Here is a 14,261-nt window from a genome sequence, read left to right as displayed (position 1 = left end):
TCCCAGGGGTGGCCGCGGACGCAATTGTTGCCGTCGGAAAGCGCTCACACCGGGGACTATTCCGCCGTTCGCCACGCGACCCGTAAACTAGATATGCAATTGACGATAAATGTCAGAAAGTCCCACCCAACCCAACTTGCGCCAAGGGAGTATCCGATGGCTGTTCCGCACGACCCGCACCCCCAGTTCCAGCAGTACGCCCACCCTGAGCGCCTCGTCTCTAGCTCCTGGCTTGCTGCCCGACTGGGCTCTCCCGGTCTGCGCGTTGTTGAATCCGACGAGGACTCACTGCTCTACGACATTGGACACATTCCGGGCGCGGTTCGCATCGACTGGCATCACGACCTCAACGATCCCGTGCGTCGCGACTATATCGACGCCGAAGGCTTTGCCGAGCTCATGCGCGAAAAGGGCATCTCGCGGGACGACACCGTCGTGATTTACGGCGACAAGTCCAACTGGTGGGCCGCCTACACACTCTGGGTCTTCGAGCTTTTTGGGCATCCTGATGTGCGCTTGCTTAACGGTGGCCGCGATGCCTGGATGACTGAAGAACGAGACACGAGCTTCGAGGTCCCCAATTACCCACGCACTGACTACCCTGTCGTCGAGCGCGACGACAAGACACTTCGCGCCTACTTCAGCGATACACGTGAGCTCATTGGAAAGGCTCCGATTATCGACGTACGCACTCCGGAGGAGTATGCCGGTGCGCGAACCCACATGGTCGATTACCCACAGGAAGGCGTCCTGCGTGGTGGCCACATTCCAACCGCGGTAAACATTCCATGGAATCAATCCGTTCACCCGAACTCGCGTTTCCGCGACCGCGAAGAACTCGAGCAGATTTACGCACACGTCCAATTTGAAGATGAGGCGATTGTCTACTGCCGCATCGGCGAGCGCTCCGCGCACACCTGGTTTGTACTGCACCACCTGCTCGGCCACGAGAATGTTCGCAATTACGACGGCTCGTGGGTTGAGTGGGGCAATATGATTGGCATGCCCATTGCCCACGGTTCGGAACCGGGAAGCCTGTAGGCGATCGACGCAACCGGTAGGCGCTTCCCCCACCGTTTTTCCAGCGTCAACGACTGGCGCTATATCGGAGATTTAGTTTCCCCCTGCCGCCCCCAATCAAGGGGGCGGCAGTTGCACTCTTGGGCGATAATTTTAACCACAAACCTAGGTTTTTGGGCGGAAAATAGCCACTTCAGCTGCCCCCATGCTCACTTGAACGCTGCTCAAGACCACAATCCCTACCCCCTTATGTAGCGAGCAAAAAGAGGTTGCTTACCGCACCTGTGACACAATGGAGACATTGGGTCACACGCTGTTAGCTACCGCGTGGTTAACCGTATTGCGGTTCACCGCTCAGTTAACTGCAGTGCTGCTTGTGATTCCTACAAATGACTGTCGCAACCCTGCCCCGAGGGCCAATTCTCGGGGTGCCCACGAAAAATGGAGGATTTCGTGTCCGAGCAGACCACTGAAAAAATCACGAAGGTTCTCGTCGCCAACCGTGGCGAGATTGCCGTTCGCGTTATTCGCGCTGCGAAGGACGCCGGCATTCCTTCCGTCGCCGTTTACGCTGAGCCGGATGCGGACGCTCCTTTCGTGACCATGGCGGATGAGGCTTTTGCTCTCGGTGGCACTACTTCCGCTGAGTCATACCTAGTCTTCGACAAGATCCTGGACGCCGCAAAGAAGTCCGGCGCTAATGCCATCCACCCGGGCTACGGCTTCCTGTCGGAGAACGGCGACTTCGCTGAGGCTGTTGAGAACGCTGGCCTGATCTGGATTGGCCCGTCGCCAGAGTCCATCCGCGCCCTGGGCGACAAGGTCACCGCTCGTCACATCGCGCTGAAGGCTGACGCTCCGATGGCCCCAGGTACCAAGGAGCCGGTTAAGGATGCAGACGAGGTCGTCGCGTTCGCTAAGGAGCACGGTCTGCCAATCGCCATTAAGGCCGCTTTCGGTGGCGGTGGTCGCGGCATGAAGGTCGCACACAAGATGGAAGAGGTCGCTGACCTCTACGAGTCTGCTACTCGTGAGGCCGTTGCCGCCTTCGGTCGCGGTGAGTGCTTCGTAGAGCGCTACCTGGACAAGGCACGCCACGTCGAGTGCCAGGTTCTCGCTGATAAGCACGGCAACGTCGTTGTCGCCTCCACCCGTGACTGCTCTCTACAGCGTCGTTTCCAGAAGCTCGTCGAGGAAGCACCTGCTCCGTTCCTGACCCCGGAGCAGGATGACCGTCTGCGCCAGTCCGCTAAGGACATCTGCCGCGAGGCTGGCTACTACGGTGCTGGCACCGTTGAGTACCTGGTAGGCGCTGACGGCCTGATCAACTTCCTCGAGGTCAACACCCGTCTGCAGGTGGAGCACCCGGTCACCGAGGAAATTACAGGCCTCGACCTGGTCCGCGAGCAGTTCCGCATTGCCGAAGGCAAGGAACTGTCCATCAAGGAAGACCCGGAGATGCGCGGTCACGCTTTCGAATTCCGCATCAACGGCGAGGACGCCGGCAGCAACTTCATGCCAGCTCCGGGCACCATCACCAAGTACGTCGAACCGTCCGGTCCGGGTGTCCGCATGGACACCGGCATCAAGGAGGGCGACGTCATCGGCGGCCAGTTCGACTCCATGCTGGCCAAGCTGATTGTTTGGGGCGAGACTCGCGAAGAGGCTCTACGTCGCTCCGCTCGCGCCCTGTCCGAGTACCAGGTTGAGGGCTTGGCAACGGTAATTCCGTTCCACCGCCACATTGTGGAGAACCCGGCGTTTGTCGGCGATGGCGAGAAGTTTGACGTCTACACCAAGTGGATTGAAGAGGAATGGGATAACCCAATCGCTCCGTACGACGGTGACTCTGACGCTGACACCGACACCGTCCCAGCTCAGAAGGTTGTCGTCGAGATCGACGGTCGCCGCGTCGAGGTAGCCCTGCCGGGCGACCTGGCTCTGGGTGGCGGCAACGCTGGTGCCAAGAAGAAGAGCAAGAAGAAGCGCGCTGGCGGTTCCAAGAAGGCCGCTTCGGGTGACGCTGTGGTTGCTCCGATGCAGGGCACCGTCATTAAGGTCAACGTCGAAGAGGGCCAGGAAGTCTCCGAGGGTGACACCGTGGTTGTCCTTGAGGCTATGAAGATGGAAAACCCAGTCAAGGCTCACAAGGACGGCGTTGTCACTGGTCTGGCTACCGAGGCTGGCTCGGGTGTCGGCAAGGGCGATGTCCTGATGGAACTGAAGTAATTCTAAAGCACTAAGCGGGGCTGGTTGCGATGTATTCGCAGCCAGCCCCGCTTGAGTCTTTTCACCCCCTCCCCCGGCACCCTTAAACACTGTTCAGGACGTCTAGAGTGGACGGTATGGAACCCATGGAAGTAAATACCGGCCGCTTCTACTGCCGTCCGCTGCGCCACGATTCCCGCGTCGATGATGCCCCGGTCGCAACCCAATTACTCACAGAATTGGCCCCTGACTCCGTCGCCGAGTTCCTTCAGAACTCCACCACCGAGTGGGAAAACGACACCGCCTACCGCTTTGCGGTTGCCGAGCAGACGAACGTCGAGATGCTCGCACTAGCGACCGTCGAGGTCATCGATGCCGACCACGTCAGCATCACCGTCCGCCCCGCCGGCGATCCCACACGCGTGTTGCCTAACGACGATCAGGTCCTCACTAAAGTAACCGTCGCCGACGGCGTCGGAGCCGCCGAAAAAGCCCTCCACCGATGGGCAGAGGGCTTCCTGGGCAAGAAGGTCAGCTAGCCGAACTGGCACGGCTGTGACTGCTCAGTCCTAGGCGCCGGAGCGCAGCAGGTAGATATCCATAATCCAACCGTGCTCCGCGCGTAGCTTCTTCTTCAGCTCTGCAATCTCCTCGCCGACGTCGCCAACGCGGCCACTGCGGAGCGTCTCCAGCTCTGTTCCCAGGAATGCACCCCAGAGAATCTCTTCCTCCGGGTCGGCGTGCTCGAGCCAGGCTGCACCGCCATCGAGCATCACCACCGCATCCATGCCAGGTGCACGCTCCCCCAGGCGCCGACCAGTGGTAATCAATACCGGCTTACCAATCTGGTTCAGGCACTCTCCATGCGCTGCGGTCAGCGCGGAAATCGCTGTCACACTGGGGATAACTCGCGAGCGCACGTCCAGCCCAAGGTCGCGGACACGCTGCAAAATCCGCAATGTTGAGTCATACAAGGAGGGGTCCCCCCAGACCAAGAACGCACCGCGGCGCTTGCCCTCTCGTCCGAGGTGAGCGACGAAGGCGTCGGCAAGCAGCTCTGCACGGCGCTGATGCCAGTCACGGACGACTGCGCCGTAGTTGTCGGGTGTGCGGTCACGTGGCGGGTCGGGAACGGCAACGAGTTCGACATGCGGCGCATGCTTATCGACGATCGCCTGTCGCGCAGCCAACAAATCTGCTTTGGCATCGCCCTTGTCGAGAGCAAAAACTACGTCGACATCAGCAAGAGCGCCGATAGCCTCGAGCGTAATGTGGCTCGGACTACCGGCGCCGATTCCGATGACGTCTACATCGACATACCCGCTGTATACAGGGCTCTCAGCCTGAGTGCGGGCGGCGTCGTTTCGACTAGTGATTGGTCGGATCTCCCTCGTAACCGAACTGTTCAGCCATCTCATCCGGTGACAGGCCAGCCATCGAACCTGAAAGGTTAGCCGAAGCGGCCTGCTTCAGGTAGATTTCGCAAGCGTTGGCCATGTACTTGGAGTCGTACACGTTCATCTCCAGAATCGGAGTCAAAGAGCCATCATCTTCCATGCGCGAAACCAGAAGGTGCGGCTTGTCCGAGTCCGTGGTCATGGAGCACTTAATCTTGACACCATTGACATCCGTGAAAGTTGGCTTAATCATTTTGTCATCCTCCTCCAAAACAGCGACCGGAAAATAAGTAGCGCTGTTGCGACCGCAAGCGCAAGAAAGTCGCTCGTTATAAACCATGTTAGCCAGATTCCGGGCGGCACCGCCGAGCACAAAAGCACATGGGGGTAATAGCGGACTTCCTGCATGTTTGCGTGTCAGGTCGAGGACCCAATTGCCACTAGAGCTCGCAGATGCGTTAAAGTGATGAAGTAATTTTCCGGTCGCCGAGAATGTGTTTTCATGGCTGTTTTACCCGGAAGATGATTGCCCTAGTAGCTCAGTGGATAGAGCACGGCTCTCCTAAAGCCGGTGTCGGAGGTTCGATTCCTCTCTGGGGCACATTGTGAAGTCTCGAGACATCGTTCCGGTTATGTCTCGAGGCTTCCTTTGTTTTTGTTGCCCGGGGTGGGGTTTAGTTCGTTGTCTTTTTGGTTGTAGTAGATCTTGTCTGAGGTCAGTGTGTAGTGGGCTATGTGTTGCCCCGTGGCGGTGATTTTGATGTCTGCTGTGTTGTCTACGCACATGATGGTGATGGGCTCTCCGGCCCATCGGCGTCCGATATAGAGGCGTCTGAGTTGTCCGCCCCACCGCAGTGTCGTTTTGCCGTTTTTGGCGACTTTGTCGGTGCGCAGGCGGTAGTCATGAGTCTTGTTTCCTGGGCGGGGGTGCGCTTTGGGTAAAGCGTTGTAGGCCTCCGCAGGGGTACATCGGTTGAGTGCTCGGTGGGGGCGTTTGTTGTTGTAGTAGTCGATGATGTCATCGAGTTGTTCGTTGAGGTTGTCGATGTCTCTAGCTTGGGGTCTGTTACGTAGTGCCAGTTTGAGTGTGTAGTGGAATCGTTCAACTTTCCCTTGGGTTTGCGGGTGGTAGGGTTTGCCGTTTTTCTGTTCAATTCCTAGGTCTAGGAGGAGTTGTTCGAAGCCATTGCGTGCTGGGTTGGTGCGGTCGTTGTTGGTTGTGAATGCTCGTCCGTTGTCGGTCAGGGTTGATTGTGGGTAACCGTGGATGGTGGCTGTGTAGGTGAAGGCTTCGATGACGTGGGTGACGGTTGCGCTGTTAAAGGCTTGGCAGTGAAGTACATAGCGTGAGTGGTCGTCGAGGATTGTAAGGATGACGACGCGTTGGTGGCCGGCGATAGTCCAGTCGCTGTAGTCCATTTGCCATGTTTCGTTGGGTTGGTCTGCTTGGAATCGTCTCCATGAGCTGCGGGGACGTTTTTGTGGTTGGGGTGTGATGTGTCCGTTGTTTTTGAGGATGCGATGGATCGTTGCTGTTGCTGGCAGTGGGGTTGTGTCTTCTTGCTCGAGGTGCCAGCGGATGGTGTGGGCTCCCGCGTCGGTGCCGCGGTTGGTTAGTTCGTAGCGTAATCGGAGGATGCGGTCGACTACGTCAGGGGCGGTAGCGCGTGGATTTGTATGAGGGCGTTTTGATTTAGGGGTCAGTGCCTCGATGCCGCCTTCGGTGTAGCGCTTTTGTAATGTTCGGATCCAACGCGTTGTCACGCCGAAGTGTTGGGCTGCTTCGGTTTGGGTCATGCCGGTGGCGAGCATGGTTTCGATGATGATTTTCGGAGCTGGTTTCTCCATGGTTTCAGCATGGAGGAACGATGTCGCGAGACATCAGTTTCGGCGTGTTTGGGGCAACTGTGGCGTGTTGCCGGGCACATCGTTTCTCGCCGGAACGATGTGACGAGACATGATGGTTCTCGGCACCGGAACAATCTCATGAGACATGCGGAACGATGTCACCGAACCAGACACTCTCTGGGGCGCAAATACCCTCGTGACCTTTTACAAATAGGGCGCGAGGGTTCTTTGTTTTTCTCGCGACCGGCCGCTACGCCCCTCCTGAAAACAAATCACCCAGCAATTTCTAGCAGCACTTGTGTTAGGCTTACCTAATCGTATGGCGTGTAGACTTCCGCCAGTACAAAACAGCCCAAGACTTGTTAAAGGACAGTGACAACCATGGCTGACCTAGCTAAAGCAGCACCGAAGCGTAAGCCCCGCAAGGCACACGAGGCAATAGTTACTGGACGTCGCCAGATTTCCCCAGACCTTGTTCGTCTGAGCATGAACTCGCCTGCATTTGTGGGCAAGGAGCTGGAGTTTACCGACCATTACATCAAGTTACTGTTTGTGCCAGAGGATGCTGATTACTCCTGGCCATTCGATATTGCGCAAATTCGCGCCGAACAACCGCGAGATAAACTGCCCATCACCCGCACCTACACTCTGATTAATCTAGACTCCGAAACCGGCGACTTCGATGTCGACTTCGTCACCCACGGCGATTCCGGCCTGGCTGGACCGTGGGCACGCGTAGCTAAAATCGGAGACAAGCTTGGCTTCTTGGGGCCAGGTGGCGCATGGGGGCCTACGGCAGAATATGGACACTTTGTACTCGCCGGCGATGAGTCCGCAGCACCAGCTATCAGCGCCGGACTGAAGCACCTTCCAGAAGGCACGACTGCAACCGCATACATCGAAATCGAAGCCGAAGATCGCAAGTTTGAGCTCCCAACCCGAGAGGGCGTGGAAGTTCATTGGGTTCTCCGCAACGGCGCAACCCACGGCACAGAGCTATCCCGCGCAGTGCGCGAGGCGGGCATTCCAGAGGGTAAGAAAACTAACTGGTTCATCCACGGTGTCGCCGAGATGATTAAGGAACTGCGCCGCTTCCTCTTCGTTGAATCTGAGATCCCGAAGAAGGACGTTTCAATCTCTGGCTACTGGCGTATCGGTATGACCGAAGACCAGTGGCAGTCCTCTAAACGAGAATTCAACGCTGAGGTTGAGGCCGAGGAGGAAAAAGCCAGGGCCTGACGTCTGCCCGCACGCTAAAACTCGCCAACTTTGCTGGGGAGGGCGAGCGGGCTTCGAATTTATACAGAGGCTCGCTCGACACTATAACGGCGGTGACAGCTTATGTATTGTCGCCTGCCAACCTCCACACCAAGAATCGTCTCCAGGCTCAACAGTGCTCGACTGGCACGATGGCGAGGTGTGAGGACATGCGATATGTGAAGCGACGTTAGCCGAATAGAACACCCACTGGCCCCGCACCAGGTCACAGACCCGAAGCCCCGCACTAGGTTTCGTGGTGCACTCTCGGCGCGCTTTCCGCTGCAGGTTTTCCGAAACGGTGGACGTGGCGTGTAAGGAAACGGTGGAAAAAGTGTAAGCCGCCCTGTCAGCGGCGGCAATGCTAGAGGTCGGAGAGCTAACTGAAAGCTCCCCCTTCGCGACCTACATTTATGGGGCGCAGGGGTTCTTTGTTTTTCTCGCAGATTCGTAGAAATACGAACTCTTCTCTGAGCGCTGTAGAAATAGCGAGGAGAGAGAAAGGTCTAGAAACCACGGAGTCTGGTTCGCGTTCATTAAGTACGTCGCTCACTGCGAGAGTAACAGCGTCAACGCCACCGATACACTGATGAAGATACAAATGCGGAATAGTTGTTGACACCTCCGCGTTATTGCGAACATGTCATCACTTTTTGATTCCCTCCAACTGGGTCGTCTGACCCTGCCGAACCGCATAATCATGGCTCCACTGACGCGCTCGCGGGCGGGGCGCGACGGCGTTCCCACCTCATTACACGAGACTTACTACACTCAGCGCTCCTCGTTGGGTCTCATTGTCACCGAAGGCGTCTTCCCCAAGGTAAGCCGCCGCGCCTTCCCCGGTCAGCCCGGAATTGACACCGCGGAACAGATAGCCGGGTGGCGTCGCGTCGCCGACTCCGTTCATGAAGCCGGCGGGCACATCTTCATGCAGGTGATGAATGCTGGACGTTTATCTCACGCCAGCCTGCAGGAGGGCACAGAGCCGGTCGCGCCCTCTACTGTGGCATCGGGCACCGCGGTCCGAGACTTAGAATCACGCAAGGACTGCCCGGTTCCACGAGCCCTCGACGCCACGGAGCTGCCAGGCATTATTGACGAATTCCGTCACGCCGCTCGCAACGCCATCGACACGGGAATGGATGGTGTGGAGATCCACGGTGCGAATGGTTACCTGCTGCACCAGTTCCTCTCGCCGAACTCGAACCTGCGTGAGGATTCCTATGGCGGATCACCGGAGAAGCGGTTCCGACTCATCGAGGAGATTCTGCGCGCGGTGGCGGATGAAATCGGTGCAGACCGCGTAGCTATCCGACTCTCCCCGCAAAACAACATTCAGGGTATAGAGGAAGTGGATGCGGCCGACGTTCTCGCTACCTATGGCGGGCTTCTCGATGCCACCGCGGACCTCGGCCTTGCCTATGTCTCTTTCATGCACGCAGATCCTGCGGGTGAGCTGATGACCGAGCTGATTTCTCGTGCCCGCGCGAACGGTCGCACGCGCGTCATCCTCAACCACGGCTTCGGCCAGCTGCCCGACCGTGATGCGGCCGAACGGCTGATCCAACAGGCGGACGCCGCCGTGGTGGGTCGGCTGGCCATTTCCAACCCGGACTTGGTGCGCCGCTGGCAGGAGGGGCTACCGGTGACGACACCGGACGAGTCCACGTTCTACACCGGCGGAGAGAAGGGCTACACTGATTACCCCTTTTTCACGGTGAGCTCGTAAACGCCAGCTGGCATAAAAATGTGGGCGTCGAAGCGCGAGAAGAAACCTCCGGTTTGTCACTTCCAGTATGCAAATCGAAAAGTCGACTGTATAGTTTCCGGTTGAATCAACCTATCTATTGGATGCCAGCTCCTTTCATGCCAGTAACTCGGCAAGTTCCCCTATAGCTGGCGCCCCCAGTGGTTTTTCAGGAGACGCCGACCCAGAAAGCCGAGAATTAAACCACGCGACACAGGCCCGAGAAGCCCAGAAAGTGAGATGGATGTGAATACGCGAACTCAGCTGTCAGCCGTACAGCACCCTAAACTCACTGCCGTCCGGCGCAAGAACCGCCGGCAGCTGGCGCTGGCCTGCTGCTTCCTCACCTTCGCAGCCACGGCCACCAGCTGCGCCAACAGCGAAAGCGAGGAGGTTGCCGCGACGCAAACCTCGTCGTCAAGCTTGCTTACTACGGTGTCGACAACAAGCTCGCCGACGACGACCGGGCCAAAGGTTCGAGAAGGCGGCACGCCGCGCATCGGGCAGCTGTGCCCGAACCAGACCGGCGAAATACGAATGAGCGCCAACGGCCAGAATCTTGAATGCGCACAAGTCGGCGAGCAGGAAGTGTGGACGGTGCTGCAGCAAACCCCCGCGAACCCGACATCGCAGCAAATGTGGATCTCCACTACTCCGACGACCACTGAGCCACAGCCTCAGGAACCTGAGCCGACGACTCCGAGCGAGAGCACAACGGAGACGAGTGAGACGGAGAGCTCGACGACCTCTGATTCTTCCACGCCGCCCGATACTTCAACGACTCCGACTACCTCCGGCGAGCCGACGGAGCCGGAGTCGGAATCGGAGCATGAAGAGCAGCCAAGCGAAGATAATCATGGGCTCACCGGCCTGTTCCGCTAGGTTCGTCTCGGGCGGCGAGGTTCGTCGGCTCGGGGCTCCGTTAGGCAAGGTGCGCTAGCTCGCCCTCAAACACCAAAATCCGCTGCAACAATACTGCAGCGGATTTTTTTATTTACCCAACAGATACAAAGAGACGAGCCTGAACAAATCTGAGCCCGCCACAATGCGGCGGAGCACCCGGGCGGAGCACCCGGGCTCCCCTACTTGCGGTGACGGCGGTTGTAGAACGGCGTCGGCACGACGGTGGCGGTAATGTCGACGCCTTCGACGGTCAGCTCAGTGCCAGTGGAGGACTGCCAACGCTGAACGTATGCAAAACCGATGGGGTGACCCAAAGTCGGTGATACCTTGGCGGAAGTCAGCACACCAACCTCGTTACCTTCCGCATCAATGAGCTTGGTGCCACGCTTCGGAGCTTCATCACCGGAGAAACGCAGACCAACCAGCAGCTCCTTCGACTGCGGACGATTAATCAGTGCATTGCGACCAATAAACTGCCCCTTGGTCGGTCCCATGATGGACTTCAGGCCGGCCTCCAGCGGAGTGCGGTCTCGAGTCAGCTCGTAGCCATAGAGCGGCATACCGGCCTCAAGACGTAGGGTGTCGCGGCAGGCCAGACCACACGGCAGCAGGCCGAGGTCAGCGCCGTTGTCAGCCGGATCCTCCGGATTTTCCACCTTGCCACCTGCTGCAATGATTGCACGCCAGACTTCGACGGCGCGGTCAGCCGGCGGGAAGATCTCGAAGCCGTCCTCACCGGTGTAGCCGGTTCGGGCGACAATCATTTCCACACCTGCGACCTCGAGCAGGGTGCAAGAGTAGTAGTTCATGCCATCGAGAGTCGCGTGCAGATCCTGCGGCAGCAGACGGCGCAGAAGCTTCGCGGCCTTCGGCCCCTGAATGGCCAGGAGCACATTCTTGTCATTCATGTGCTCAACCTGGACGTTGTAGCCACCAACGCGCTCGCGCAGCGTCGAGTACACATCTTCAGCGGCTGCGGCATTCTGCACCAGCATGAATTCGTGACTACCGAGGCGGTAAATGATGAGGTCATCAATAATGCCGCCGTCTTCCTGCACAATCATGGTGTACTTGGCACGACCTAACGCCAGCGGCTTGATTGCCGAAATCAGGGAGTGTGCAAGGAACGCCGCCGCATCCTCACCAGTGACGCGGATGATACCCATTAGCGACAGGTCGAAAACACCAACGGCCTCACGCACTGCGTTGTGCTCTGCAATTTCCGAAGAGTAGCGGAACGGCACTTCGTAGCCACCAACATTGCGCATTTCTGCGCCAAGGCTTACGTGCTCATCATGCAGGGCGCTACGGAAAGAATTGTTGTTCTCAGAAGCGCCAGAATTGTCAGTCATACACACTCCAATTATTGCGGTGGGGCAAACCAGATTGTTACCTTCCCACCTTATATCTAAGACTCCGCGCTCGCTTCCGCGAGCCCCTGCGGAGCTGGGGCAACAGGCCCGTCCATTAACTATCATGCACTGATTCGCACATGCTTGACGACGACCCCGCGCCCACCACAAAGGCCCCGCTACCAGTGACGATAACGGGGCCTTTGCATTTGTCTATTCAGTTAATTGAGATTGGCTGAGCTGTTCGGGCAGCGTTGCCAGCCAAGGACTCAGTGGTTATTAGTGATCAACCGCAGCCTCGGTACCGACACCGGTCAGGGAGCGAACTTCCATCTCAGCTGCCAGGTCATCGAAGTTATCCGGCTTGCCCATGTAGGTGGCGATGATGCCAGCCAAGAACGCCAGCGGGATTGCGAGCAGACCCGGCGAGGTCAGCGGGAACCAGGAGAAGTCAACGGACGGAATCATCGAGGACTCGCTGCCAGAAACTGCCGGGGAGAAGATAATCAGAACCAGCGAGGCGATGACACCGGTGTACATGGAGGCAACTGCGCCTGCGGTGTTGAAGCGCTTCCAGAACAGGGACATCAGGATGGTTGGAACGTTTGCGGATGCGGCCACTGCGAAGGCCAGTGACACCAGGAAGGCGACGTTCTGCCCCATGGCCAGGATGCCGAGGATAATGGAGACAACACCCAGCACGATAACGGTGATGCGGGAGACGCGAACCTGCTCGGCTTCCGTTGCCTGTCCCTTGCGGATCACGGCCTGGTAGAGGTCCTGGCCGACAGATGCGGAAGCGGTAATTGCCAGACCAGCGACCACGGCCAGCACGGTAGCGAACGCCACTGCGGAGACCACTGCCATGAAGATGGAGCCACCGATTTCGAAGGCCAGCAGCGGAGCGGCAGCGTTGGCTCCGCCCGGTGCGGCCGTGATGCGGTCCGGACCGACGAGTGCAGCTGCCCCGTAGCCGAGCACCAGGGTCAACAGGTAGAAGCCACCGATGAGGATGATTGCCCAAGTCACGGACTTACGAGCTTCCTTTGCGGTCGGCACCGTGTAGAAGCGCATGAGCACGTGTGGCAGACCAGCAACACCGAGAACCAGTGCCAGGCCTAGCGAGATGAAGTCCAGCTGCTGGACGAAGGAGCCGCCGTACTTCAGACCCGGCTCAAGAATGGCGGAGGCTTCGTAGCCCTTCTCGGCGATGTAGTCCGAGCTCGCGTGCATGTCCACTGCGTCCTGCAGGAGCTGGGAGAAGTTGCCCTTAACGCCAACCAGGATGATCAGGGTCATGATGATGACAGCACCGACCAGCAGGACGGCCTTAATCATCTGCACGTAAGTGGTGCCCTTCATGCCACCGATGAGAACGTAGGCAACCATGATGATGCCGACGACTGCGACAACGATGGACTGCTGAGTGGAGTCGTGAATGTTGAGCAGCACGGCGACCAGGGAACCTGCACCGGCCATCTGCGCGATGAGGTAGAACAGGGTCACTGCGAGAGTGGAGATAGCAGCTGCGGTACGGACCGGACGCTGCTTAAGACGGAAGGACAGCACGTCGGCCATGGTGAACTTACCGACGTTACGCAGCGGCTCTGCAACCAACAGCAGCGCGACCAGCCAGGCTACGAAGAAGCCGATGGAGTAAAGGAATCCGTCGTAACCAGTCAGCGCGATGGCGCCGACGATACCGAGGAAGGAAGCCGCCGAGAGGTAGTCACCTGCAATGGCGAGACCGTTTTGGGTACCGGAGAACTGTGCGCCACCGGTGTAGAAGTCAGATGCTCCCTTGTTTCCGCCCTTGCCCACTCGAGTAACGATGAACATGGTCGCAACAATGAAGGCAACGAAGACCGCGATGTTGAGAATCGGGTTACCTGCTGCTGCAGTGTCATCTGCAGCAAAGAAACTGGTCAGCATGTCTATGCCTCCTTCTTTGCGACGATTTCAGCGATTTCTCCGCTTTCCAGTGCCTCGCGCAGCTCTGCCTGCATCGGCTCAAGCTTCTTGTTGGCGAAGTTGATGTACACCCAGGTGATGGCGAAGGTGGTCACGAACTGGAGCAGACCAAGGACGATGCCCAGGTTGATATTGCCCAGTACGGGAGTCGCCATGAGGTCCGGCGCGAACGTCGCAAGCAAAACGAATGCGATGTACCACACCAGACCTGCGACGGTCATCGGGATGGCGAAAGAACGGAATGTAGAGCGGAGCTCTTGGAACTGCGCTGAGTTTTGCACGTAGCGGTACTCGGCCGCCTGTGGCTTATGCCGGTCTGTCGGCAAGGGAGTTGCGGACACGGGCTAATCCTTTCCAGGAAGTTATGCAGGTGTTCGTAATGAGGTTCAGCACAGCCACCCCAAAGGTGTGCCATGCACCACATTTTTAATTATGTGTGGGGACAAAGTTACCCGGAACACAGTTAGCAAAGAAGTTAAATGCGGCTAACTACTTCTCAGCGAGCCTTAAGGCACCCCCAAAAACGCCCTTACCTGCATAGTTAGGCGCGGTTTTTAC

Annotated in this window: 12 protein-coding genes and 1 tRNA gene; 7 read left to right on the top strand and 6 right to left on the bottom strand. The window is 58.0% G+C overall.

What is annotated here, in order from left to right; all coding sequences use genetic code 11:
• Positions 1-156: 156 nt before the first annotated feature.
• The 3 genes from NQ014_RS03690 to NQ014_RS03680 all read left to right on the top strand — a co-directional run bounded on the left by NQ014_RS03690 (position 157) and on the right by NQ014_RS03680 (position 3,767).
• Complete coding sequence (locus NQ014_RS03690) at positions 157-1,041, top strand: sulfurtransferase (protein WP_049189714.1); 885 nt, start codon at positions 157-159, stop codon at positions 1,039-1,041.
• A 420-nt stretch (positions 1,042-1,461) separates the two neighbouring features.
• Positions 1,462-3,249, top strand: a complete 1,788-nt coding sequence (locus NQ014_RS03685; RefSeq protein WP_101688056.1) for an acetyl/propionyl/methylcrotonyl-CoA carboxylase subunit alpha — start codon at positions 1,462-1,464, stop codon at positions 3,247-3,249.
• A gap of 116 nt (positions 3,250-3,365) precedes the next feature.
• Positions 3,366-3,767: a hypothetical protein gene (locus NQ014_RS03680; RefSeq protein ID WP_257073801.1), complete on the top strand. Its 402-nt coding sequence runs from the start codon at positions 3,366-3,368 to the stop codon at positions 3,765-3,767.
• Positions 3,768-3,797: 30 nt separating this feature from the next.
• Here the strand turns inward: NQ014_RS03680 and cobF are convergent, their stop codons facing one another.
• Together cobF and NQ014_RS03670 are read right to left on the bottom strand one after the other, a co-directional pair.
• Complete coding sequence (gene cobF, locus NQ014_RS03675; protein ID WP_257073800.1) at positions 3,798-4,646, bottom strand: precorrin-6A synthase (deacetylating); 849 nt, start codon at positions 4,644-4,646, stop codon at positions 3,798-3,800.
• A complete protein-coding gene (locus NQ014_RS03670; protein ID WP_069359670.1) occupies positions 4,597-4,878 on the bottom strand; it encodes a hypothetical protein in 282 nt (93 codons plus the stop codon). The genes cobF and NQ014_RS03670 overlap by 50 nt, the downstream gene beginning before the upstream one ends.
• Before the next feature lie 275 nt (positions 4,879-5,153).
• Here NQ014_RS03670 and NQ014_RS03665 point away from each other — a divergent pair.
• Positions 5,154-5,226: transfer RNA gene (locus NQ014_RS03665), tRNA-Arg, on the top strand.
• Between the two features lie 29 nt (positions 5,227-5,255).
• Here the strand turns inward: NQ014_RS03665 and NQ014_RS03660 are convergent.
• Positions 5,256-6,473 carry an IS481 family transposase gene (locus NQ014_RS03660; protein WP_257073799.1) on the bottom strand — a complete coding sequence of 406 codons (1,218 nt, stop codon included), beginning with the start codon at positions 6,471-6,473 and terminating at the stop codon, positions 5,256-5,258.
• Between the two features lie 381 nt (positions 6,474-6,854).
• Between NQ014_RS03660 and NQ014_RS03655 the strand changes: the two genes are divergently transcribed.
• The 3 genes from NQ014_RS03655 (at position 6,855) to NQ014_RS03645 (ending at position 10,359) form a co-directional block, all read left to right on the top strand.
• Positions 6,855-7,712: a siderophore-interacting protein gene (locus NQ014_RS03655; protein ID WP_257073798.1), complete on the top strand. Its 858-nt coding sequence runs from the start codon at positions 6,855-6,857 to the stop codon at positions 7,710-7,712.
• Positions 7,713-8,370: 658 nt separating this feature from the next.
• Entirely contained in the window at positions 8,371-9,459 is a 1,089-nt protein-coding gene (locus NQ014_RS03650; protein WP_257073797.1) for an alkene reductase, read from the top strand.
• Positions 9,460-9,717: 258 nt separating this feature from the next.
• A complete protein-coding gene (locus tag NQ014_RS03645; protein WP_257073796.1) occupies positions 9,718-10,359 on the top strand; it encodes a hypothetical protein in 642 nt (213 codons plus the stop codon).
• 200 nt (positions 10,360-10,559) lie between these two features.
• Here NQ014_RS03645 and gcvT read toward each other — a convergent pair whose 3' ends face one another.
• From gcvT to NQ014_RS03630, 3 genes are all read right to left on the bottom strand, one after another.
• Positions 10,560-11,732 (bottom strand): glycine cleavage system aminomethyltransferase GcvT, encoded by a 1,173-nt coding sequence (gene gcvT, locus NQ014_RS03640; RefSeq protein WP_257073795.1) that lies wholly within the window; start codon positions 11,730-11,732, stop codon positions 10,560-10,562.
• A 279-nt stretch (positions 11,733-12,011) separates the two neighbouring features.
• Entirely contained in the window at positions 12,012-13,664 is a 1,653-nt protein-coding gene (locus tag NQ014_RS03635) for a cation acetate symporter (RefSeq protein WP_038626384.1), read from the bottom strand.
• Between the two features lie 2 nt (positions 13,665-13,666).
• Positions 13,667-14,044: a DUF485 domain-containing protein gene (locus NQ014_RS03630; protein WP_070437585.1), complete on the bottom strand. Its 378-nt coding sequence runs from the start codon at positions 14,042-14,044 to the stop codon at positions 13,667-13,669.
• Between the last annotated feature and the right edge of the window lie 217 nt (positions 14,045-14,261).

Source organism: Corynebacterium sp. 5QC2CO (assembly GCF_024580435.1).
GTDB classification, from domain to species: Bacteria; Actinomycetota; Actinomycetes; order Mycobacteriales; family Mycobacteriaceae; genus Corynebacterium; species Corynebacterium jeikeium_D.
This window is presented reverse-complemented; position numbering and strand designations above follow the sequence as displayed.

Bases quoted from the DNA above. Each gene is read 5' to 3' on its own strand.
- NQ014_RS03635 (WP_038626384.1), bottom strand. From the start codon at position 13,664: ATGCTGACCAGTTTCTTTGCTGCAGATGACACTGCAGCAGCAGGTAAC.
- NQ014_RS03680 (WP_257073801.1), top strand. From the start codon at position 3,366: ATGGAACCCATGGAAGTAAATACCGGCCGCTTCTACTGCCGTCCGCTG.
- NQ014_RS03645 (WP_257073796.1), top strand. From the start codon at position 9,718: ATGGATGTGAATACGCGAACTCAGCTGTCAGCCGTACAGCACCCTAAA.
- NQ014_RS03690 (WP_049189714.1), top strand. From the start codon at position 157: ATGGCTGTTCCGCACGACCCGCACCCCCAGTTCCAGCAGTACGCCCAC.
- NQ014_RS03650 (WP_257073797.1), top strand. From the start codon at position 8,371: ATGTCATCACTTTTTGATTCCCTCCAACTGGGTCGTCTGACCCTGCCG.
- NQ014_RS03660 (WP_257073799.1), bottom strand. From the start codon at position 6,473: ATGGAGAAACCAGCTCCGAAAATCATCATCGAAACCATGCTCGCCACC.
- cobF (WP_257073800.1), bottom strand. From the start codon at position 4,646: ATGAGATGGCTGAACAGTTCGGTTACGAGGGAGATCCGACCAATCACT.
- gcvT (WP_257073795.1), bottom strand. From the start codon at position 11,732: ATGACTGACAATTCTGGCGCTTCTGAGAACAACAATTCTTTCCGTAGC.
- NQ014_RS03655 (WP_257073798.1), top strand. From the start codon at position 6,855: ATGGCTGACCTAGCTAAAGCAGCACCGAAGCGTAAGCCCCGCAAGGCA.
- NQ014_RS03670 (WP_069359670.1), bottom strand. From the start codon at position 4,878: ATGATTAAGCCAACTTTCACGGATGTCAATGGTGTCAAGATTAAGTGC.
- NQ014_RS03685 (WP_101688056.1), top strand. From the start codon at position 1,462: ATGGAGGATTTCGTGTCCGAGCAGACCACTGAAAAAATCACGAAGGTT.